At 68.4% G+C, this 20,829-nt stretch carries 18 protein-coding genes; 15 read left to right on the top strand and 3 right to left on the bottom strand.

Annotated elements, in window-relative coordinates:
* Window positions 1-50 precede the first annotated feature (50 nt).
* Window positions 51-857, bottom strand: a complete 807-nt coding sequence (locus tag LVJ59_RS06310; protein WP_131492536.1) for a DeoR/GlpR family DNA-binding transcription regulator — start codon at window positions 855-857, stop codon at window positions 51-53.
* 230 nt (window positions 858-1,087) lie between these two features.
* On the opposite strand from LVJ59_RS06310, the gene LVJ59_RS06305 reads away from it, so the two are divergent.
* From LVJ59_RS06305 to LVJ59_RS06255, 11 genes are all read left to right on the top strand, one after another.
* Entirely contained in the window at window positions 1,088-2,386 is a 1,299-nt protein-coding gene (locus LVJ59_RS06305) for a sugar ABC transporter substrate-binding protein (RefSeq protein ID WP_131492534.1), read from the top strand.
* A gap of 80 nt (window positions 2,387-2,466) precedes the next feature.
* The gene (locus tag LVJ59_RS06300) at window positions 2,467-3,390 is read left to right on the top strand and encodes a carbohydrate ABC transporter permease (protein ID WP_232762397.1); all 924 of its coding nucleotides are present in this window, start codon (window positions 2,467-2,469) and stop codon (window positions 3,388-3,390) included.
* Between the two features lie 2 nt (window positions 3,391-3,392).
* Window positions 3,393-4,238, top strand: coding sequence for a carbohydrate ABC transporter permease (locus LVJ59_RS06295; RefSeq protein ID WP_232762396.1), 846 nt, complete (start codon window positions 3,393-3,395; stop codon window positions 4,236-4,238).
* 49 nt (window positions 4,239-4,287) lie between these two features.
* A complete protein-coding gene (locus LVJ59_RS06290) occupies window positions 4,288-5,151 on the top strand; it encodes a ketose-bisphosphate aldolase (RefSeq protein ID WP_131492529.1) in 864 nt (287 codons plus the stop codon).
* 37 nt (window positions 5,152-5,188) lie between these two features.
* Window positions 5,189-6,397, top strand: coding sequence for an ADP-dependent glucokinase/phosphofructokinase (locus LVJ59_RS06285; protein ID WP_232762395.1), 1,209 nt, complete (start codon window positions 5,189-5,191; stop codon window positions 6,395-6,397).
* Window positions 6,394-7,371 carry a class I mannose-6-phosphate isomerase gene (locus LVJ59_RS06280; RefSeq protein ID WP_232762394.1) on the top strand — a complete coding sequence of 326 codons (978 nt, stop codon included), beginning with the start codon at window positions 6,394-6,396 and terminating at the stop codon, window positions 7,369-7,371. The genes LVJ59_RS06285 and LVJ59_RS06280 overlap by 4 nt, the downstream gene beginning before the upstream one ends.
* Before the next feature lie 53 nt (window positions 7,372-7,424).
* Window positions 7,425-7,937, top strand: a complete 513-nt coding sequence (locus LVJ59_RS06275) for a DUF3817 domain-containing protein (protein ID WP_047524182.1) — start codon at window positions 7,425-7,427, stop codon at window positions 7,935-7,937.
* Window positions 7,934-9,520: a glutamine-hydrolyzing GMP synthase gene (gene guaA / locus LVJ59_RS06270; RefSeq protein ID WP_153243688.1), complete on the top strand. Its 1,587-nt coding sequence runs from the start codon at window positions 7,934-7,936 to the stop codon at window positions 9,518-9,520. The genes LVJ59_RS06275 and guaA overlap by 4 nt, the downstream gene beginning before the upstream one ends.
* Before the next feature lie 8 nt (window positions 9,521-9,528).
* Window positions 9,529-10,917 carry a glycosyltransferase gene (locus tag LVJ59_RS06265; protein WP_232762393.1) on the top strand — a complete coding sequence of 463 codons (1,389 nt, stop codon included), beginning with the start codon at window positions 9,529-9,531 and terminating at the stop codon, window positions 10,915-10,917.
* Window positions 10,918-11,232: 315 nt separating this feature from the next.
* Window positions 11,233-11,658: a YciI family protein gene (locus tag LVJ59_RS06260; RefSeq protein ID WP_047523649.1), complete on the top strand. Its 426-nt coding sequence runs from the start codon at window positions 11,233-11,235 to the stop codon at window positions 11,656-11,658.
* A 15-nt stretch (window positions 11,659-11,673) separates the two neighbouring features.
* Window positions 11,674-12,969, top strand: a complete 1,296-nt coding sequence (locus LVJ59_RS06255) for an RNA polymerase sigma factor (RefSeq protein ID WP_232762392.1) — start codon at window positions 11,674-11,676, stop codon at window positions 12,967-12,969.
* Window positions 12,970-13,033: 64 nt separating this feature from the next.
* Here the strand turns inward: LVJ59_RS06255 and LVJ59_RS06250 are convergent, their stop codons facing one another.
* Window positions 13,034-13,960 (bottom strand): Bax inhibitor-1/YccA family protein, encoded by a 927-nt coding sequence (locus LVJ59_RS06250; RefSeq protein WP_131492515.1) that lies wholly within the window; start codon window positions 13,958-13,960, stop codon window positions 13,034-13,036.
* A 90-nt stretch (window positions 13,961-14,050) separates the two neighbouring features.
* On the opposite strand from LVJ59_RS06250, the gene LVJ59_RS06245 reads away from it, so the two are divergent.
* Window positions 14,051-15,037 (top strand): glycerophosphodiester phosphodiesterase family protein, encoded by a 987-nt coding sequence (locus LVJ59_RS06245; protein ID WP_232762391.1) that lies wholly within the window; start codon window positions 14,051-14,053, stop codon window positions 15,035-15,037.
* Between the two features lie 26 nt (window positions 15,038-15,063).
* Here the strand turns inward: LVJ59_RS06245 and LVJ59_RS06240 are convergent, their stop codons facing one another.
* A complete protein-coding gene (locus LVJ59_RS06240) occupies window positions 15,064-15,462 on the bottom strand; it encodes a YccF domain-containing protein (RefSeq protein ID WP_047523645.1) in 399 nt (132 codons plus the stop codon).
* Between the two features lie 89 nt (window positions 15,463-15,551).
* On the opposite strand from LVJ59_RS06240, the gene LVJ59_RS06235 reads away from it, so the two are divergent.
* The 3 genes from LVJ59_RS06235 to LVJ59_RS06225 all read left to right on the top strand — a co-directional run bounded on the left by LVJ59_RS06235 (window position 15,552) and on the right by LVJ59_RS06225 (window position 20,782).
* The gene (locus tag LVJ59_RS06235) at window positions 15,552-16,547 is read left to right on the top strand and encodes an ABC transporter ATP-binding protein (protein ID WP_232762390.1); all 996 of its coding nucleotides are present in this window, start codon (window positions 15,552-15,554) and stop codon (window positions 16,545-16,547) included.
* Window positions 16,544-17,566 (top strand): ABC transporter permease, encoded by a 1,023-nt coding sequence (locus LVJ59_RS06230; RefSeq protein ID WP_047523644.1) that lies wholly within the window; start codon window positions 16,544-16,546, stop codon window positions 17,564-17,566. The genes LVJ59_RS06235 and LVJ59_RS06230 overlap by 4 nt, the downstream gene beginning before the upstream one ends.
* A gap of 141 nt (window positions 17,567-17,707) precedes the next feature.
* Window positions 17,708-20,782 (top strand): lamin tail domain-containing protein, encoded by a 3,075-nt coding sequence (locus tag LVJ59_RS06225; protein WP_232762389.1) that lies wholly within the window; start codon window positions 17,708-17,710, stop codon window positions 20,780-20,782.
* Window positions 20,783-20,829 lie beyond the last annotated feature (47 nt).

Below are 20,829 nucleotides of genomic sequence, written 5' to 3'. Positions count from 1 at the left end.
GCTCCGCGGGGGCCGCTTCTCGATTCCTGATCGATGTGCGGAGGCCGATGTCAGGGGGTCAGGACCTGCACGTCCGCCTGCGCGAGCGCAGTGGCGATGCGCGGGGGTGGGGGAGCGTCCGTGATCAGGTAGTCCGCGCGCTCGAGCAGGGCGATCTGGGCGAAGAACCGGCGTCCGAGCTTGGTGGAGTCCGCGAGGATCGCGGTGCGCTCGGCACGCTGGATCATCTCCGACATCATCGCGGCATCCCCGAGGTTCGAGGTCGAGTACCCCGCCTCGTCGACGGCACCGACCGCGATGAGAGCGAGATCGCAGCGGATGTCGACCTCGGGGCCGCCCGGTGTCATCGTGAAGGTCACCGGTCCGGTCGTGGCCTGGGTGATCGAGCGCACAGCTCCGCCGAAGACGTAGAGATCACGGAACGCCGAGGGGGAGAGCTCGCCGGGGATGCGCAGATTGTTCGTCGCGATCGTCAGGTCGTGGTGGTTGCGCAGGGCCCGTGCCACGGCGAGCGTCGTGGTGCCGGCGTTCAGCATCACGACAGAGCCGTCCTCGACGAGGCCGGCGGCGACCCGGGCGATGCGCTCCTTCTCCTCGGTCTGCATGCGTAGTCGCACATCCAGGGCCCGATCCTTGAGCTGTCCGTTCGCTGCGCTGACCGCCCCGCCGTGGGTGCGGATCAGTACGCCTTCACGATCCAGTTGATCGAGGTCACGGCGGATCGTGTCGATCGAGACCGCGAAATGCTCGGCCAGATCGCTCACCGTCACCTGGCCGGTCTGCTCGACGTACGTCGCGAGATCCGCCTTCCGTCCGGCGGGCAGTCGGCGTCGCTGTCCGGTTGCTGATGCGTCCATGCAGACATATTTAGCACAAGAACGCGAAGAACGCGGCAGACTCATGCATAAAACGGCACATCGGCATCCCGCGAGATATGGGCATCGACTCAACGATTCGCGCGATATTCGTCGTGCTCGCGGGAAATCTGACGCTTGACGTTTCGGCAGATCACGGCATAACATGGCTCAAAACCGCATGAACAAGCATTGAAGCGCGTGATGCGGCACGATCTCAACGAGGAGAAGCGATGAGCACAGTGGGACGCGGGCAGCGACGAACCCGAAAGATCGTCGGCGCCGGAACCGCGGCGGTTGCCCTTCTGGCCCTGGCGGGTTGCGCGCCCGGCACGGACGGCGACAGCGGTGGCGAGGGCGGAGACGTCACGATCGAATTCGCGCAGTGGTGGGAGCCGGAGCTGCCCGACGGCGAGTTCCGGGCACTCATCGACCAGTTCGAAGAGGAGAACCCCGGTATCACTGTCGAGCTGGTCAGCGGTCCGTATGCATCGACCAAGGAACAGCTCTTCGCCGGCGCGGCCTCGGGCACGATGCCCGACGTCGTCGGCCTCGACGGTGCGTGGGTGAACGACTTCGCCTCCCAGGGCGTCATCGCCGACCTGAGCGCACTCATGGACGAGTACGACTACGACGACAGCGAACTGGCGAGCCAGATCCAGGTCGACGGCAGCACCTACATGATCCCGGTCGTGAACTTCGTCTACCCGATGTTCACGAACGATGACCTGCTCGCCCAGGCGGGTGTGACGGCGCCACCGTCCACCCGCAGCGAGTTCGCGGACGCGGCGTCGAAGGTCGCTGCGCTCGGCGGCGACGTGTCCGGCTGGGTGCTGCCGCTGTCGCTGGAGTCGCCGAACGGCGTGCAGAACGACGTCATGTCGTGGGTGTGGGCCTCGGGCGGTTCGATGCTGAAGGACGGGCAACCCGACCTCACGAACGACGACGTCACCTCCGCCGTCGAGTACATCGGCGGGCTGTGGGACGACGGGGTCATCGCCTCGGGTTCCTTCACGATGAAGGAGCAGGACAAGGTGGAGGAGTTCACCAACGGTCGTGCGGGCATGATGATCGACTCGCTCGCGCACATCAACCTGATCCGTGAGACGAACCCCGACCTGAAGTTCTCGATCTCGGCGATTCCGGCTGAGGACGGCTATGACGGCGAACGCGGCATTCCCTACGCTTCGTGGGGCATCGGCGTGGCCGAGAACTCCGAGCATAAGGAAGCGGCCTTCAAGCTGGTGTCGTTCCTGATGAGCGAGCAGACCAACTCCGAGCTCTCCACGATGGCCAAGGCCTTCCCCGGGAACTCGACCTCGGTCCCCGACTTCGTCAACGACGATGAGCTCTTCAAGACGGCGTTCGACATCTACCAGGCGGGATACCCGGCGAACGAGTTCACGGGACTCCCGGTCGCGGAAGACCTGATGCGCCAGTTCGGCGAGCAGCTCCAGGCGGCGCTCGACGGGCAGCAGTCGATCCCCGACGCGCTCAAGAAGGCGCAGGCCTCCTGGGAAGCGGAGTTCTGAGCACCCGCCTCCCCGCCTGAACGGGGTGCCGCATCGCGGTCGCGATGCGGCACCCGACCAACCAAGGAGCTCGCGTTTCCATGAGTCTGAGAACGTCCGACGACACCGAGGTGATCGTCACCGGAGTCGCCCTCTCGCGGCGGCGACGGCAACTGCGCAAGACCACAGAGTACTACGCCTTCCTCTCGCCGACGGTCATCCTGTTGTTCGTGCTGATGATCGTGCCGATCGTGATGGTGATCGGCTACTCGTTCCAGGACAACGTGATCCTGAACAAGTCGCCCGAGTTCGTCGGCGTCGCGAACTACGTCGAGATCCTCTCCGACCCGCGCTTCTGGAAGGCGACGGGCAACACCATCCTCTTCACGGTCACGAGCGTCGCCGCCCATCTCGTACTCGGGCTCGCCTTCGCGATGATGCTCAACAGTCCGCTGCTCGGGAGGGTCTCGCGGTCGCTCTTCCGGGCTCTGTACGTTCTCCCGTGGCTGTTCACCGTCGCCGTCATCGCCGTCCTCTGGCGCATGCTCCTCGCCCCCAACGGCGTGGTCAACTTCCTGCTCAACACCGACATCGAGTGGCTGGCCTCGCCGCAGCTCGCGTTGGGCACGATCATCTTCATCAACATCTGGGCTGGCTACCCGTTCTTCATGGTCAGTCTCCTGGCCGGGCTGCAGGGGGTTCCCGCCGATCTGCACGAAGCGGCACGCGTCGACGGCGCGAGCGCGGTGCAGCGCTTCTGGAACGTCACGATCCCGCAGCTGCGGCCCATCATCGTCAGCCTGGTGCTGCTCGACCTGATCTGGACCTCGCAGCAGTTCGCCCTCATCTGGATGACCACGGGCGGTGGCCCGATCGACGTCACCGAGGTGCTCAGCACCTTCACCTACAAGCTGGCCTTCGCCAAGTACGACTTCTCGCTCGCGTCGACCTCGGCCGTGCTGGTCCTGCTCATGTCGATGGTGCTCGCCGTGTTCTACGTCCGTCACCAGAAAGCGAGGGACTGACCATGGCTCTCACCGCGCGCACCCAGCGTCGGGTCGGCAAGACCGGCCTCATGATCGGCCTCCTCATCGGTGCGGTCTTCGCCGCAGGACCGGTGCTGTGGATGCTGTCCAGCTCGTTCAAGTCGAACACGCAGATCTTCGAGTTGCCGCCGCGTCTGGTCACCGACACGTTCTCCTTCGACGCCTACGTCGCGATCTTCACGAACCCCGAGACGATGCGGTTCTTCCTGAATAGCTACATCGTCGCGGGCTCGGTCACCATCCTCACGCTGATCGTCGCGATCCAGGCCGCCTACGCGTTCAGCCGCTTCGAGTTCCGGGGCAAGCGCATCCTGAACGTGGTGATCGTGAGCGTGCAGGCCGTGCCGCCCATCACCCTGCTGATCCCGTACTTCGGGCTCATGGTCGCGCTGGGTCTCTACAACTCCTACGCCGGTCTGATCCTCACCTACATGGTCTTCACGCTGCCCTACGCGATCATCATGATGACGGGCTACTTCAACACGCTGCCGAAGGAGCTCGACGAAGCCGTGCGCGTGGACGGTGCCGGATCCATGACGGCACTCTGGCGCATCCTCGTGCCGATCTCGGTTCCAGGAATCGTCTCCGTCGGCATCTACACGTTCATGATCGCCTGGAACGAGTACCTGTTCGCGCTGACGCTCACGCGCACCATCGACATGCGCACGGTGCCCATCGGCATCCAGCTCCTCATGGGACAGCACTCCTACGAGTGGAACCAGATCATGGCCATGAGCGTGCTCGGCTCGATCCCCGTGCTCATCCTCTTCCTCTTCTTCCAGCGGTACTTCATCAGCGGCCTCACGGCCGGTTCCGTGAAGAGCTGACACTCGTCCCGTCCCGGGGCTCCGACCACCACGAAAACAGGAGAATCACGTGCTCTACACCGGCAAATCCATCCTCGATGTCGCGAACGCGAACAACTTCGCCATCCCCGCGTTCAACATCAGCGACTGGGCGATGTTCAACGGCGTCATGGACATCAGTGAGGAGAAGGCCGCTCCGGTCATCATCGCCATCCACCCCGACGAGGTCGCGCACATCACGACCGACCTGATCGCCGCGATGCACTCCCGCGCGCATCGATCGAGCGTGCCGGTCGCGATCCACTGGGACCACGGAGGCAGCTACGAGCAGATGATCACCGCCATCAAGGCCGGCTTCACCTCGGTCATGATCGACGCGTCGCTGCTGCCCTTCGAGGAGAACGTCGCCCTGACCCGCAAGGTCGTCGAAGCCGCACACGCCGTCGGCATTCAGGTCGAGGGCGAACTGGGCACGATCGGCGCGAACGACAGCTACGGTGAGTCCGGCGCTGCCGAGATCATCTACACCAACCCCGCCGATGCCGTGCGCTTCGTCGAGGAGACCGGCGTGGACAGCCTCGCCATCGCGATCGGCACCTCGCACGGTCTGTACCCGGCGGAGAAGAACCCCGAGCTCCGTCACGACCTCCTGCAGGAGATCAAGGCCGCGGTCGGGATCCCGCTGGTGCTGCACGGCGGCTCGGCCAACCCCGACGCCGAGCTGCGTCGCGCGGTCGAGCTGGGCATCAACAAGATCAACATCTCCAGCGACATCAAGGTCTCGTACCACAACCGCATGCGCGAGATCCTCGGCACCGACGAGCGTCTGCGCGAGCCCAACGCGATCCAGCCGGAGCCGATCGCCGCGCTCAAGGCCACGGCGGCTGAGAAGATCGAGCTGTTCGGGGCGGACGGCAAGGCCGACCTGTACTGACCGGACGACGGACCTCGAAGGGACGGGCGATCGACGGATGATCGATGCGAGAAGGCGGCAGCTCGTCCTGGGGCTCGGCGGCACGGTCGACTACGAGCTGCGGTGGGATGCGGCCGTGGTCGACCGGCTCGTCGCCGAGCACGGGGTGCGGCGCGCGGAACTGACCGAGACGGCCTCCATCGTCGATGAACGGTCGCTGCTGATCGCGGTACTCGCCTTCGTGGGGACCGGGGCGGGAGCGGAGCGTTTCGTGGCGTCGTCCGCGGTCGTCGAGGCCTTCGCCGCGCACTTCCCCCACGAGGTGACCCTCGGGGGCACCGGAGTGCGGGCCGGCCTCGTGCTCGACGGCTTGGGCATCCCCAGCCTGCAGCACCTCGTCAGCATCGACGACACCGTGCGGCGCCTGCTGCCACCGGGGGTGTCGTTCGTGTGCTCCGCCACGCGGGACACGCTCGATCCGCACCTGATCGTGCAGTATCCCGCGGGTGCCCGTATCCGTCTTCCGGACGGCGACATCGTGGCCCCGAGCGCCAACCGGTTGATCTTCGCCAATGACCCTCCGAACCGGGACATGCGCCTGGCGGCGGAACTGGGCGACGAGCTGGCGTCGGCGTCGGCGTTCCTCATCTCCGGCTTCAACACCATGCAGGACGAGGACCTGCTCCGGCACCGGCTCGACACCCTGCTGGAGGCGATGCGCAGCCTCCCCTCCGACGCCCTTGTGTTCTACGAGGACGCCGGCTTCTATACGCGGGCGTTCGCCGAGACCGTGCGCGAGCGGTTCCTGTCGCGCATCGACGTGTACAGCCTGAATGAGGATGAACTGCAGGAATATCTGCGGCGCCGCGTGGATCTGCTCGATCCGGACGACGTGATCCTGGCGCTGGAGGAGATCCGCGCGCTCATCCCTGCGCCTGCCCTGGTGGTGCACACGCGGTACTGGGCACTCGCGGTCGGTGCTGAGGCAGCCCGGCACCGTGCGGCGCTGGAGAGTGCCGTGCGCGTGGCCGCGACGCGATTCCGGCTTGGCGACGGATTCACCGCGGTGCAGGCCGCCGAGACCGAAGGAATGCCTCGACACGGTGCCGGCGCCGACCTCGTCCGCACGGTGGAGGCAGCGGTGCGCGATGCCGTGGGTGTCGCGGCCTTCGCGCTCGACATCCCGAACCCGACCACGATCGGACTCGGCGACACCTTCGTCGGGGGATTCCTCGCCGTCCACGCCCCGCAGGAAGAGCACCCGTGAAACCGATCCGACTCGCATCGAACCGCCCCGCGGAACGCTTCTACCGCGGGGGCTCCCGCATCGCCGCCTTCCGCGGCGAGCCGGGGACCGCGCCACGGGAACCCGAGGACTGGGTCGGATCGACCACGACGATCCGGGGGGAGAGCACCCTCGGACTGACGACCCTCCCGGACGGGCGTCTCCTGCGCGAGGCGATCGCGGATGGTCCCGTGTCCTGGCTCGGTCGATCCCATGTCGAGCGCTGGGGGGATGACGCGCGTCTGCTCGTCAAGCTGCTCGACGCCGGGCAGCGGCTGCCCGTGCACGCGCACCCGCATGATGGGTTCGCCGCTTCGCACCTCGGTCGCCCGCACGGCAAGGCGGAGGCCTGGTACATCCTCGAGGGCGGCACCGTGCACATCGGGCTGCGCGAGGATGCGCCGACGGAGGCACTCGGTGAACTCGTCGCCCGGCAGGATGTGGTCGCCCTCCTCGGTCTGCTGCACGAGGTCGAGGTCGCGCCCGGTGATGTGGTGTGGGTGCCGCCGGGCGAGCTCCACGCGATCGGGGCCGGAGTGCTCCTGCTCGAACTGCAGCAACCCGAGGATCTGTCGATCCTCCTCGAATGGGAGGGTTTCGCGATCGACGGTGCGGTCGAAGGCCACCTCGGGCTGGGGTTCGACCTCGCCCTGAGCGCGGTGACGACGAAAGCGAGGAGCACTGCCGAGATCGAGGCGCTCGTGCACCCGGCGCCGCCGTCCGGCTCCGTGTTCCCCCGTGCCGCCGACGAGTACTTCCGCCTCGAACGGCTGCCGGTGCGCGGAGCCGCGGTGCTCGACCCCGGTTTCTCGATCGTGGTCGTCATCGACGGCGCCGTCGACCTCGCGGGACTGCCGCTGTCGGCGGGAGCGACGGTGCTGGTCCCCGCGGCAGCCGGACGACTCGAGGTGAACGGTGCCGGAGAGCTCCTGATCGCGCGCCCGCCCGCGGCGTGAAGGGTGATCCGGCGACGGCTCAGGCCCCCATCGACGCCGACTAGACTGGACGCATGCCCGAACCGAAAGTCGCCAGCTTTCCGGCGATCCGCGGTGCGCTGAAGTTCTACCAGATCGCGTCGATCATCACAGGAGTCATGCTGCTCCTGCTGCTGACCGAGATGGTGCTGAAGTACACGCCGATCCACCTCGAGCTCTTCCTGGGCGGCTCCGGAGGACCGCTCTGGTTCGCCGGCGTGCTCGCCGGGCCCGACTGCCAGTGGTGGTCGCTCTTCGCCCCGATGACCAACTCCTGCGAGATGACCTCGTTGGGTGACGGGTTCAACCTGTCCCTGTTCATCCTCGTGGCGCACGGCTGGTTCTACGTCGTCTACCTGTTCGCGTGCTTCCGCATGTGGAGCCTGATGCGCTGGCGCTTCCCGCGCTTCATCATGCTCGCGCTCGGCGGTGTCGTGCCGCTGCTGTCGTTCTTCATGGAGGCGGTCGTCGCCCGTGAGGTCAAGACCTATCTCGCCACCCGAGAGGCCGCCGAGGCCTCCGCCCCCGCCCCGGAAGGTGTCCGTTGACCGAACAGTCCGAGACCCAGCAGCGTCCTGCGCTCGTCGTCGACTTCGGCGCGCAGTACGCGCAGCTGATCGCCCGCCGCGTCCGTGAGGCGGGCGTCTACAGCGAGATCGTGCCGCACACCGCCACGGCTGCCGAGATCGCCGCCAAGAACCCGGTCGCGATCATCCTCTCCGGCGGACCCTCGTCCGTGTACGAGGAGGGGGCGCCGCGCCTCGACCCCGCGGTCTTCGAGCTCGGTGTCCCGACCCTCGGCATCTGCTACGGCTTCCAGTACATGGCCCAGACCCTGGGCGGCGAGGTCGCCCACACCGGCCTGCGCGAGTACGGCGCCACCGATGCCGTCATCACCGGCGACGGCGGAACCCTGCTCGGCGGCCAGCCCGCGGAGCAGAACGTCTGGATGAGTCACGGCGACCAGGTCGCCAAGGCCCCCGAGGGCTTCGACGTGCTCGCCACGACCGAGGCCACCAAGGTCGCCGCGTTCGCACACGAGGAGCGCGGCTTCTACGGCGTGCAGTGGCACCCCGAGGTCAAGCACTCCGACCACGGCCAGCGTGTGCTCGAGAACTTCCTCCACAAGGGCGCGGGTCTGGCCTCCGACTGGAACAGCGGCAATGTGATCGCCGAGCAGATCGAGCGCATCCGTGAGCAGGTCGGCGATGCCCGCGTGATCTCCGCGCTCTCCGGTGGCGTCGACTCCGCGGTCTCCACCGCCCTCGTGCACAAGGCGATCGGCGACCAGCTGACCGCGGTCTTCGTCGACCACGGCCTCCTCCGCAAGGGGGAGCGCGAACAGGTCGAGAAGGACTACGTCGAGTCGACGGGTGTGCGGCTGATCACGGTCGACGCGGCAGACACGTTCCTCGGCCACCTGAAGGGTGTGACCGACCCCGAGGAGAAGCGCAAGATCATCGGACGTGAGTTCATCCGCGCGTTCGAGAAGGTGCAGCTCGACCTCGTCGCCGAGGCCAAGGCATCAGGCGGCGCGCCGGTGAAGTTCCTCGTGCAGGGCACTCTCTACCCCGACGTCGTCGAGTCCGGCGGCGGAGCGGGGACCGCGAACATCAAGTCGCACCACAACGTGGGCGGCCTCCCCGACGACCTCGACTTCGAACTGATCGAGCCGTTGCGCGCGCTGTTCAAGGACGAGGTCCGGGCGATCGGCCGCGAACTCGGCATTCCCGAGGCCATCGTGGGGCGCCAGCCGTTTCCGGGGCCCGGTCTCGGTATCCGGATCATCGGTGAGGTCACCGCTGACCGTCTCGAGATTCTGCGTGAGGCCGACGCCATCGCCCGCGAAGAACTGACGAAGGCCGGACTCGACCAGGAGATCTGGCAGTGCCCGGTCGTGCTTCTCGCCGACGTGCGCTCGGTGGGTGTGCAGGGCGACGGTCGCACCTACGGCCACCCGATCGTGCTGCGTCCGGTGTCGAGCGAAGACGCCATGACCGCCGACTGGACGCGCCTGCCCTACGACGTGCTGTCGAAGATCTCGAACCGCATCACGAACGGCGTCCGTGACGTCAACCGCGTCGTGCTCGACGTCACGTCGAAGCCGCCGGGGACGATCGAGTGGGAGTAGGGGGCTCGGTGCTCCCCGATGCGGCGGCGGCTCTGCCCGACGCCGAGTACCTGGTGCTGTCGAGCCGGTTGATCCCGGGACTCGACGGCGGGTACACGATCGCCACGCTCGCGCGCGCCCGACAGCTCGCCGGGGCGGGAGTCGCCGACGGGGCGGGACCGCAGCTCCTCACGTTCGACCCCGGGACCGCTGCGGACCACGCTGCGCATCGGCGTGCTTTCGTCGAGCACGGGGCGCTCGAGGACTCGTCGCGCCTGCGAAATCTGTTCGACGAGGCGGTGGAGCCCAGCGGCGGCGCGGCGGAATGGCTGAGGGTGGCCGCCGACTCCGCGGTGGCCGCTGACCCCGGCGTCGAGTACCGGGTCCTCCGGGACACCGAAGACCGTCCTTTCGTGGCGCTCCCGGTGATTCCCGGCAACCCGGACTGGCACCTGACCGACGAGCCGGTGCTGGTGTTCGACGCCGACGGTGAGGCTGTCGGAGCTCTGCACGGGTTCCGCGGTCTGTACCGGGCCTGGCTCGACCACGTCACCGCTGCCTTCGGTGATCGCCCCATCGTCGTGATCTGCGAGTCTCGCCAGCTCGGTGAGCTCATCGCGGACTGGTCCGACCCGCGGGTCCGCATCGTGCACACGATCCACACCATGCACGTCGAAGCGCCGTACACCCCGGACTCGACCATGAACACGCTCTGGACGCGCTGGTTCCGGCTCGCCGACCGGTTCGATGCCGTGATCTGGCCGACTGCGACCCAGCGCGACGACGTGGTCGCGCGGTTCGGGGACACGGCTTTCCACGCGGTCGTCCCCAACCCGATCGCCCCCGTCGCTCCGCGCCCGGATCTGCGGGAGGACGGGCTCGTCGTCGTGCTCGGGCGCCTCGCTCCCGGCAAGCGTGTCGACCATGCGATCAGCGCCTTCCTCGCCGCGGATGTGCCGGGTGCGCGGATGGAGATCTGGGGCGGCGGGCCGGAGCAGGAGCGTCTGCAGGCGCTGATCGATGAGCTCGGCGCGGCGGATCGCATCGTGCTCGCCGGGTACTCGGACGCCCCGGGGACGGTGCTCGACCGCGCGTCCGTCCTGGTCACGTCCACGGCTTTCGAAGGCCAGCCGCTCGGCGTGGTCGAGGCGCTGCTGCACGCGACTCCCGTCATCTCGTACGACGTGCGCTACGGCATCCGTGATGTGCTGCAGCGCGGTGGCGGGATGCTGGTGCCGAGCGGCGACATCGATGCGCTCGGCCGAGCGATCCGCACGCTCCTGACCGACCCCGAGCGTCTCGCGGCGTTGAGCGCGGAGGCACCTTCGGTCGCCGCGGCCTGGAGCCCCGAATCTTCGCTCGAGGCCCTCACCGCCGCGATTGCCGCCGCGGTCGCCGCTCCGCCCCGTCGCGCCTGACCCCGCCCCGTCGCGCCTGAGCCTCCGGCACCTCCCCGGCGACCGCCCGGCCCCGCGGCCTCCCGCCCCCGCCGCCCCGGCGACCTCCCGCTGGCGGCCTCCGACGTGCATGCCCTTGCTCCGGTCGCGATATGACACTCATAAGGGCGCTTACGGGTGTCATATTGCGACCGGAGCGCGAGGAAGGTGCGACCGGAGCGCGAGGAAGGTGCGACCGGAGCAGAAAAAGTGGCGGCGGATGTCGATCTGAGGCATTCTCGTTCGACGCCAGAGGTGAGAGGGTCGAGAGACGGCCCCGCGAACAAGGAGAACATCATGAAGTTCATGCTCATCATGCGTGCGAACGACGACGCCGTCGAGGCGTACAAGGAGATGCCGTTCGAGCAGGTCATCGAGGCCATGGGCAAGTACAACGAGTCGATGATGAAGGCCGGTGTGCTCGTCGCGGGAGAGGGCTTGACCGACGCTGCCGAGGGCTTCGTGGTCGACTTCAGCGCAGAGAAGCCCCTGATCACCGACGGCCCCTACGGCGAGACGAAGGAGCTCTTCAACGGCTTCTGGATCATCGAGGTGTCGTCCCGCGAAGAAGCCGCCGAATGGGCGAGCCGTGCACCCCTGGGCGCGGGTTCGTTCCTCGAGGTGCGTCGGGTCACGGGCGTCGAGGACTTCCCGGCCGACAACGAGTGGATCGCGAAGGAAGCCGGCTGGCGCGAAGAGCAGGCGCAACGCGCGCAGCAGTGACGACGACACACGGTGATGGACGCATCCGAACACGGTGAGACGACCCGTTCCGCCCCCGAAGACGGGTCGGCGGAACGCGCGGTCGCCGCGGTCTGGCGTATCGAGTCCGCGCGCATCGTCGGTACCCTCACGCGGACGGTCGGCGACTTCAGCCTGGCGGAGGACCTCGCCCAGGAGGCATTGGTCGACGCGCTGAGACAGTGGCCGGAGGAGGGGGTTCCCCGCAACCCTGGGGCATGGCTCACGGCGGTCGCGAAGCGCAAGGCCATCGATGGGTGGCGCCGCGCGGAGCGTCTGGATGCCAGGGTCGCGGCGCTCGCCCACGACCTGGAGCAGGAGCAGGCCGCCGCGCCGGAGCTGCTGTGGGACCCGGACGCCGTCGACGACGATGTCCTGCGGCTGATCTTCATCGCGTGCCACCCCGTTCTCTCGAAGGAGGCGCAGGTCGCCCTGACACTGCGGGTCGTGGGTGGTCTGTCGAGCGAGGAGATCGCGCGGGCCTTCCTCGTGCCGACGGCAACCGTTCAGCAGCGCATCGTGCGGGCGAAGAAGACGCTGAGCGCCGCCAATGCTCCCTTCGAGATCCCGCCGCGCGAAGAGCGGGCGGAGCGGATCGGGGCGGTCCTCGGTGTGCTGTATCTGATCTTCAATGAGGCGCACGCCGCGAGCAGTGGTCCGGACTGGATGCGACCGGAACTGAGCGATGAGGCGATCCGGCTGAGCAGGGTGCTCGCGGCACTGATGCCGCGTGAGCCCGAGGTGCACGGTCTGCTCGCACTGATGGAGCTCACCGCCGCCCGGTTCGGAGCGCGTGTGGACCGGAACGGCGATCCGGTGCTGTTGGCTGACCAGGACCGGGGCCGGTGGGATCGCGGACGCATCACCCGCGGTCGTGCCTCGCTCGCGACGGCTGACGGCCTCGGGCGCGGACGCGGCGCGTACTGCCTCCAGGCGGCGATCGCGGAGTGCCATGCGGTGGCTTCGAGCGTCGATGACACGGACTGGGACAGGATCGTGCTGCTCTACGAGGCACTCGGCCGGATCGCCCCATCTCCGGTCGTCGAGCTCAACCGAGCGGCAGCGGTCGCGATGGCCACGGGCCCGGCGTCCGCATTGCGGATCATCGATCAGCTCTCGGCGTCGGGAGTGCTGCGCGGCTATCACCTCCTTCCCGCCACCCGTGGGGAGCTGCTGCGACGGCTCGGACGCGAGGACGAAGCGCGGAGCGAGTTCGCAGTGGCCGCAGGCCTCGCCGGCAATGATCGTGAGAGGTCACTGCTGGAGCGGAAGGCGAGCGGAGCCGCGAGCTAGAGTCCCGTCGAAACGCGAAGTGGCCCGCCTCCCTGGGGAGACGGGCCACTTCGATGAACGGCGGTCAGTTGTTGCCGCGGACGATCGCGATGATGCGCAGGATCTCGACGTAGAGCCAGACCACGGTGACCATGATGCCGAAGGCTCCGAGCCAGCCGTACTTGCGCGGTGCGCCGTTGCGGACGCCCTGCTGGATCTGGTCGAAGTCGAGCACGAGCGAGTATGCCGCCATGATCACGACGAGGACACCGATGATGAGGCCGAGCGGGATGCCCATGATGCTGGCGCTCAGCATGCCGAACGCCTGGTCCTGCGGCAGCACGCCGGTCCACATCAGGACGACGTTCAGCAGCGAGAAGACCAGGTAGCCGATCATGGCGATCATGAAGATCTTGGTCGCCTTCTTCGACGCGCGGATCTTGCCGCTCGCGAAGAGAGCCAGGGTCACGCCGACGACCGAGACGGTCGCGAGCGTCGCCTGGAAGACGATGCCGGGGTAGATGACCTCGAAGAACGCCGAGATGCCACCGATGAAGAGGCCCTCGAACGCCGCGTACGCGAAGATCAGTGCGGGGCGCACCTTCTTGCGTGAAGTGAAGGTGATGACCATGGCGAGCACGAAACCGCCGAGCGCACCGACGATCCACGGCAGCATGTTCGGCTGGAAGGTGCTCTCACGGCTGAACGCGGGAACGTCGACACCGCCGAGCGTCATGACCCAGCCGATGGCCGCGGTGACGAGCAGGATGCCGAACAGGCCAGCCGTCTTCCAGACCGTGTCCTCGACCGACATGCGATCGGTCTCGATGGCACCGGCCGGCGGGGCGGCGTACATGCCCTCGAGCTGTGCGTTGGCCGCCGCGTCCATCGCCCCGTGCTGGAGCGAGGCGCTCTGCGCGCCCTGAGCAGCCTGAGGTCCGCCCGGGTAGGTCGCGACGTTGCGCGGGTCCTGCTGCTGGAAAGCAGGGTTGTTGAAAGCGAAGTTGCTCATTGGTGGGCCTCACTCCAAAGGGGGGTAGTAGGTCTCTTGCCTCTACGATACTCGGGAGGTACCCCTCCTGGGGTGTTCTACGCTGAGAGCGTGCCCAGGAAATCGCCCCTCGTCATCGGGCATCGCGGTGCGCCCGGCTACCGTCCGGAGCACAGCCGCTCCTCCTACGAACTCGCGCTCGCGATGGGGGTGGATGCCGTCGAACCCGATGTCGTCGCCACGAAGGACGGCGTGCTGGTCGTGCGACACGAGAACGAGATCTCCGGGACGACCGACGTCAGCGCGCGTCCGGAGTTCGCCGACCGCAAGACGACCAAGCGCGTCGACGGGCAGGCACTGACCGGGTGGTTCACCGAGGACTTCACCTGGGCCGAGCTGTCGACGCTGCGCGGCCGTGAGCGGCTGCCCGAGGTACGGGCGTCGAGCGCGAGCTTCGACGGCACCCAGTCCATCCTCCGTCTCCGCGACGTGCTCGACCTCGTGCGGGAAGGGTCCGCCGAGCACGGCCGCGAGATCGGCGTCGTGCTCGAGGTCAAGCACGCCACCTACTTCGCGAGCATCGGCCTCGCGGTCGCGCCCCTCATCGAGCAGGAGCTGCGTGCGGCGGGATGGGCCGACGGCGAGCTGCCTCTCGTGATCGAGTCCTTCGAGTCGACGGTGCTCGGGGAGCTTCGGGAGCGGGGCATCGCCGCGACCTCCATCTACCTGATCGAGGCGACGGGCCGGCCGTATGACCGCAAGGTAGCCGAGGGCGCGCAGGCGATGACCTACAAGGCGACCGTCACCCCCCGCGGGCTCGATGGCCTCGTCGGGCTCGTCGACGGCATCAGCGTGAACAAGAAGATGCTCCTCGATCGCGGCAACACCATCGTCGCCGACGCCCATGCACGCGGCCTTCTCGTGTACACGTGGACCTGCCGTCCCGAGAACGCCTTCCTGGCCGCCGAGTTCCGCGGTGCCGGCGGCCGGGGTGCGTACGGCGACTACGAGTCGGAGTGGGGTGTCCTCGCGCAGCAGGGTATCGACGGGGTGTTCGTCGACCACCCCGACCTCGGCGTCGCCTTCTTCCGCGGCTGAGCCGGTGCCGATCGCCGGTCGACGGCTCAGAGCGTGCGATCGAAGGAGCCGCGACGCGTGGAGACGATCTCCTTGCCGAGCGGCATGAGCGAGATCGGGACCATCTTGAAGTCGGCGATGCCCATCGGGATGCCGATGATCGTGACGCACAGCAGGATGCCGGAGACGATGTGGCCGATGGCGAGCCACCAGCCGGCCAGGATGACCCAGAGGACGTTGCCGAGGAACGACCCGACCCCCGCGGTCGGCTTGCTCACGACCTCGCGTCCGAACGGCCAGATCGCGTAGGCGGCGATGCGGAACGAGGCGATCGCCCACGGGATCGTGATGATCGGGATGCACAGCAGGATGCCGGCCAGGACGTACCCGAGGAACAGTGCCCAGCCGGCCAGGATGACCCAGATGACGTTGAGGATCGTGCGCATGAGCTGATTGTGTCACCCGCGCGACGCGATGTCTGAGCATCCGCCCCGAGGTCCCGGGGGCCCCGTGTTCCGGATGCCAGACTGACCGCATGACCGGAATCGTGGTGCAAGACGTCAGCAGAGCGTTCGGGACGGTGCAGGCGGTGCGAGCGGCCTCGCTCCGCGCGGACCCCGGCAGAGTGACCGGACTCGTGGGGCCGAACGGGGCGGGGAAGACGACGCTGCTGCTGATGCTCGCCTCGCTCCTCGCCCCCGACACCGGGACGATCAGCATCGGGGGCGTCGATCCCGCGATCGATCCTCTCGCCGCGCGACGGATGCTCGGCTGGATGCCCGATGCGCTGGGAGCCTGGCCGTCGCTCACCGCCCGCGAAACCCTCGTCACCACCGCTCGTCTCTACGGCATCGAGAAGGCGGACGCTCAGGCCCGTGCCGAGCACCTGCTCACGCTCGTCGGGCTCGCGCCGCTCGCGGACTCGCCCGCAAAGGTGCTCTCGCGCGGGCAGAAGCAGAAGCTGGGTCTCGCGCGCGCTCTCGTGCATGACCCGCAGGTGCTGCTCCTCGACGAGCCGGCGTCGGGCCTCGACCCGGAAGCGCGCGTGCAGCTGCGCGGTCTGCTGCGTCGTTTCGCTGCGGAGGGGCGCACCGTGCTGATCTCGAGCCACATCCTCTCGGAGCTGGAGGAGGTCGTCGACGATGCGGTGTTCCTCGTCGCCGGCTCCGTGGTGGATGCGGCTCCCTCCCAGAGCACGGTGCGACCGTGGCGGGTCCGTCTCGCCGGCGCGACGCCCGAGCGGATGAACGCCGACACCTGGCAGGTGGCCTCGAACCTCGGGCTCGCTCCGGAGTCGCTCGCCAACGACCGCGGCGCGGTGCTGGTCGGGTTCGCGGGGGAGGACGCAGCGGCCCAGTCGCTGCGCCGCCTCGTCGACGCGGGCCTTCCGGTCTCGGAGTTCGCTCCTGCACAGAGCGACCTGGAGCACACGTTCCTGAACCTGCCGCAGGCGCCGATACCACAAGCCGCACCTCGGCCCCCTGCACCCCCTGCGCCCCCGGCGCCGACCGGAACGGAGGCGGGAGCATGAGCCTCGCCAACATCGGGATCATCGCCCGACTCGAACTGACGCAGCGCCTACGGAGTGTCGGGTGGTACGTCCTGCTGGGCGTGTTCGCGCTCATCCTGCTCGGTGTCACCGGGCTCGCATTCGCCGTGTACTCCTGGGGCGACTTCATCGGGGCCGGCGTCTACTCGATCGTCGTCAACATCGTCCTTCTGCTCGTGGTGCTGGTGTCGCCGACGCTCAGCGGCAACGCGATCAACGGCGACCGCGATGCCGCCACCCTCGGCGCGATCCAGGTGACCGCGGCTTCCACCGGCGACATCATGCTCGGCAAGCTCCTCGCTGCCGTCGCGACCGGCGGGGCGTTCCTCCTCGTCGCCGTTCCCTTCCTCGCCCTGTCTCTGCTCGGCGGGGGAGCGAACCCCCTCGTGCTGCTCGTCTCGCTGCTCGTGCTCGCGGCGGAGATCATCGTGGTCGCCGCGATCGGCGTCGGATTGAGCGGACTCATCGCGCGCCCGCTGTTCTCGGTTGCAGCCACGTACCTCGTGGTCGCCGCGTTCGTGTTCGGCACGCTCATCGCGTTCGGGCTGGGCGGGATGGCGGTACGCAGCGAGGGGACCAGCTACTCGCGACCGTACGACGCGAACGGCAACGTCGACTGCGATGAGTGGCAGGTCAGCACGATGTACGAAGTGCCCCGGTTCGACCTGGTGTGGTGGGCGCTCGCGGCCAATCCCTTTGTGGTGCTCGCGGATGCGACGCCGACCGAGTTCACGCCCGACGGCTACCCGGTCGACCTGTTCGGCCAGATCAAGACTGGCGTGCGCGGGGCGCAGCAGTCGCCGCTCGAGCAGCGCTGGGACGACTGCGACCGGGACGGCAGCGGCTATCCCACGCCGCAGGAGGTGATCGAATCGTCGGTGCCCAGCTGGTTCGTGGGCCTCGGTGTGCAGGTCGTGATCGCGGGGTCGCTGTTCGCCGGGGCCTGGGCGCGCACGCGGACGCCTGCCCGGCGCCTCCCGCCGGGCACTCGTATCGCCTGACACCGGCACCGGGTGACGCGGGGGTGGCGGTCGCGGCAGATCGCCATCCCCCGTTCACCTCCCGTGCACCCGGGGGATTCTCCGCGGCCACGCGGTATCGGTGGTCTGGTCGGGTACCCGACTGAGACCCCAGGAGTTTCCATGCCCCGCCTGCACCGCGCAGCGGCGGTCACGACGGTGTGCGCCTTGAGCGCCGCCGCCCTGCTCGCCACCCCCATCGCCGCGATCGGTTCGACCGCTCCGAGTCTCGTCCTGAACGAGATCGTCTATGACGACGCCGCGACCGGCCTCGCCGACCAGGTCGAGATCTACAACGCCGGAACCGAGACGGTCGACCTCGCGGGGTGGACCATCGCGGATGAGAAGCGCGACAGCTTCGGAGCTGCGCCGGAAGGCACCTCGCTCGCACCGGGCGAGTTCCTGGTGCTGGAGAAGGATGTCGACTTCGACTTCGGGCTCGGCAAGGGGGACAAGGTCGTGCTCTTCGACCCGAGCAGCACCGAGGTCGACGCGTACGCGTATGAGAACACCGCGCCGCTGTCGGTGTGGGCGCGCTGTCCTGACGGCTCGGGGGCATGGGCACCGGCGACGACGGTGACTCCCGGGGCTCCCAACGACTGCGCCGTCGCTCCCGTCGCGGGCTCCATCCTCATCAACGAGGTCGACTCGCAACCCGCCGACTGGGTGGAGTTCCACAACCCCGGCACCGAGGCGCTCGACATCTCGGGCTACGAGATCCGCGACAACTCCGACGATCACCGCTGGCAGTTCCCGCCGGGCACGCAGATCGCGGCGGGGCAGTTCCTCGTCGTCGAAGAGGGGACGATCGGACTCTCCGGAGGCGTCGAGGCCGCATTCCGCGAGCCGATCGGTATCGGCAGCGCCGACCGTATCCGTCTCTACGACGCCTCGGGGGCGATGATCGACGACACGCTCCCGTGGCAGGGGCACGCGGCGATCGATGGCGACTTCGCTGCGGCCACCCTGGCACGCTGTCCCGACGGCGTCGGTTCCTTCGTGCTCGCGCATCCGACCCCCGGTGCCGCGAACTCGTGCGTCCTGCCCGACGTCCTGATCAACGAGATCGAGTCGAACGGTGACAGCACCGACTGGGTCGAGGTCGTGAACACGGGCACGACTGCGGTGGACCTCTCGGGCTGGACCGTCATGGACAACGATCCGACCGGTCACGCGGACGACACCACACCGCTCCCCGCCGGTACGATGCTGCCGCCCGGGGGCTACTTCGTCTTCGACCAGCCGGCGACCTTCGTGTTCGGGCTCGGCAACGGCGACACCGTGACCATCCGTGATGCGAACGGCAACACGGTCGACGAGCACGTCTACGCCGCGCATGCCGCCGGCGTCCTCGCGAGCTGTGCCGACGGTACCGGCGACTTCGTCGACATCGCCGTTTCGACCAAGGGCCTCCGCAACGCCTGCGGCAACCCGGTGCGCATCAACGAGGTCGAATCCGACGGCGGCTCGCCGGACGATTGGGTGGAGCTCGTGAACCCGACGAGCACCGAGCTCGATGTGTCGGGCGTCGTGGTGAAGGACGACGACGACACCCATGCGTACGCGATCCCAGCCGGAACCCGCCTCGGTGCGGGGGAGTACCTCGTGATCGAGCGGGCACAGCTCGGGTTCGGTCTCGGTTCCGGCGACGCGGTGCGCGTGTTCGACGGCGACCTGCTCATCGACGAGACCACCTGGGGGTCCGGCCACGCCGCCACCACCTGGGGCCGTTGCCCCGACACGAGCGGCGCGTTCGCCGTGACCGCGGAGTCCACGAAGGGCGCCACGAACGTGTGTGCCGGCGAGGTCGCCGTGTCGCCGTGGCCCGGTTCCGCCGAGGTGCGCGTGGTCGACAGCATCCCGACGTTCCTCGAGGACAGTTCCGGACTCGACGTGCAGGAGACCGCTGACGGTGCGTTCCTGTGGGCGGTCGATAACGGCGAGGGTCGCATCTGGAAGCTCGAGGCGCGCGCCGACGGCTCGGTCGAGAAGGCCGACGGCTGGGATGCGGGCAAGCGCGTGCGCTTCCAGAAGGACGCCGCGGATCCGGGGGCTGCGGGCCCCGACACCGAGGGCATCACGGTCGACGGAGACGGCTTCGTGTACGTGGCCTCCGAGCGGGACAACAGCGCCAAGGGCGTCAACCAGAACGTGGTCCTCAAGGTCGATCCCGAGGCGTCGAGCGGTGACCTCATCGCTCAACAGGAGTGGGATCTGACCACGTTGCTCCCTGCCGTGGGGGCGAATCTCGGCGTGGAGGCCGTGCAGTGGGTGCCCGACGCCGCGCTCGCCGGGAAGCTCTTCGACGACACGTCGGGCACGGTGTATGACCCGAAGGATCACGCAGGTCACGGCGACGGGCTGTTCTTCGTCGCGGTCGAGGACAACGGCCACGTCTATGCGTTCGCGCTCGGATCCGACGGGTCGGCGACGCTGGTGTCGGAGATCGCTCCCGGCCTCCCCGGAGTGATGGCGCTCGACTACGACACCGTGCGCGACACCCTGTGGGCCGTGTGCGACGACGGCTGCCAGGGGCGCTCGGCTGAGATCACGCTGAACGGCACCGCACAGCCCGACGTCGCGCACTACGCCCGCGCCGCCGGCCTGCCCGACATCAACAACGAGGGTTTCGCGACCGCGCCGGCCTCGCTGTCGGTCGACGGGCAGCGCCCGGTGTGGTGGTTCGCCGACGGCTTCGCCTCCGAGTCGCTGCGCACCGGGACGCTGCCGGGAACAGGCGGCGGTACTCCCGGCGGCGAGACCCCGCCGCTCCCCGGCGCAGGGCTCGTGGACGACAACCGCAACGGACTGACGGTGAACCCGTCGGTCGCGGCCCGGGGGCAGGAGGTCACGATCACGGTCGGTTCCGCAGGCGCAGGCACGGACGTGTCGGTGTGGATGTACTCCGAGCCGATGCGGATCGCGTCGGGGACGCTCACGACCGCGGGGACCATCACGGCGACCATCCCGGCCGATGCGCCTCTCGGCGCCCACCGGATCGCCGTGTTCGATGCGAGCGGTGGGCTCCTCGGCTGGGCGGACCTCCGTATCGCGGGAGCGGCAGGATCGGGATCTGAGACGGGTGCGGGTGCGCTGGCGACGACCGGCTCCGAGCTCCCGGTCGCCGCCGTCGCGCTGGCGCTGCTGCTCCTCACCGCCGGCGCGGCAGCAGTCCGCCGTCGCAGGCGCGACGCCTGAGCGCGCAGGGGTGCACGGGTCGACCGTGCACCCCTGCGTCGCCGCCG

Source organism: Microbacterium sp. KKR3/1 (genome assembly GCF_021272365.1).
Classification (GTDB): Bacteria; Actinomycetota; Actinomycetes; order Actinomycetales; family Microbacteriaceae; genus Microbacterium; species Microbacterium aurugineum.
Note: the sequence above shows the minus strand (reverse complement) of the source record. Positions and strands in the feature narration are given on the sequence as shown.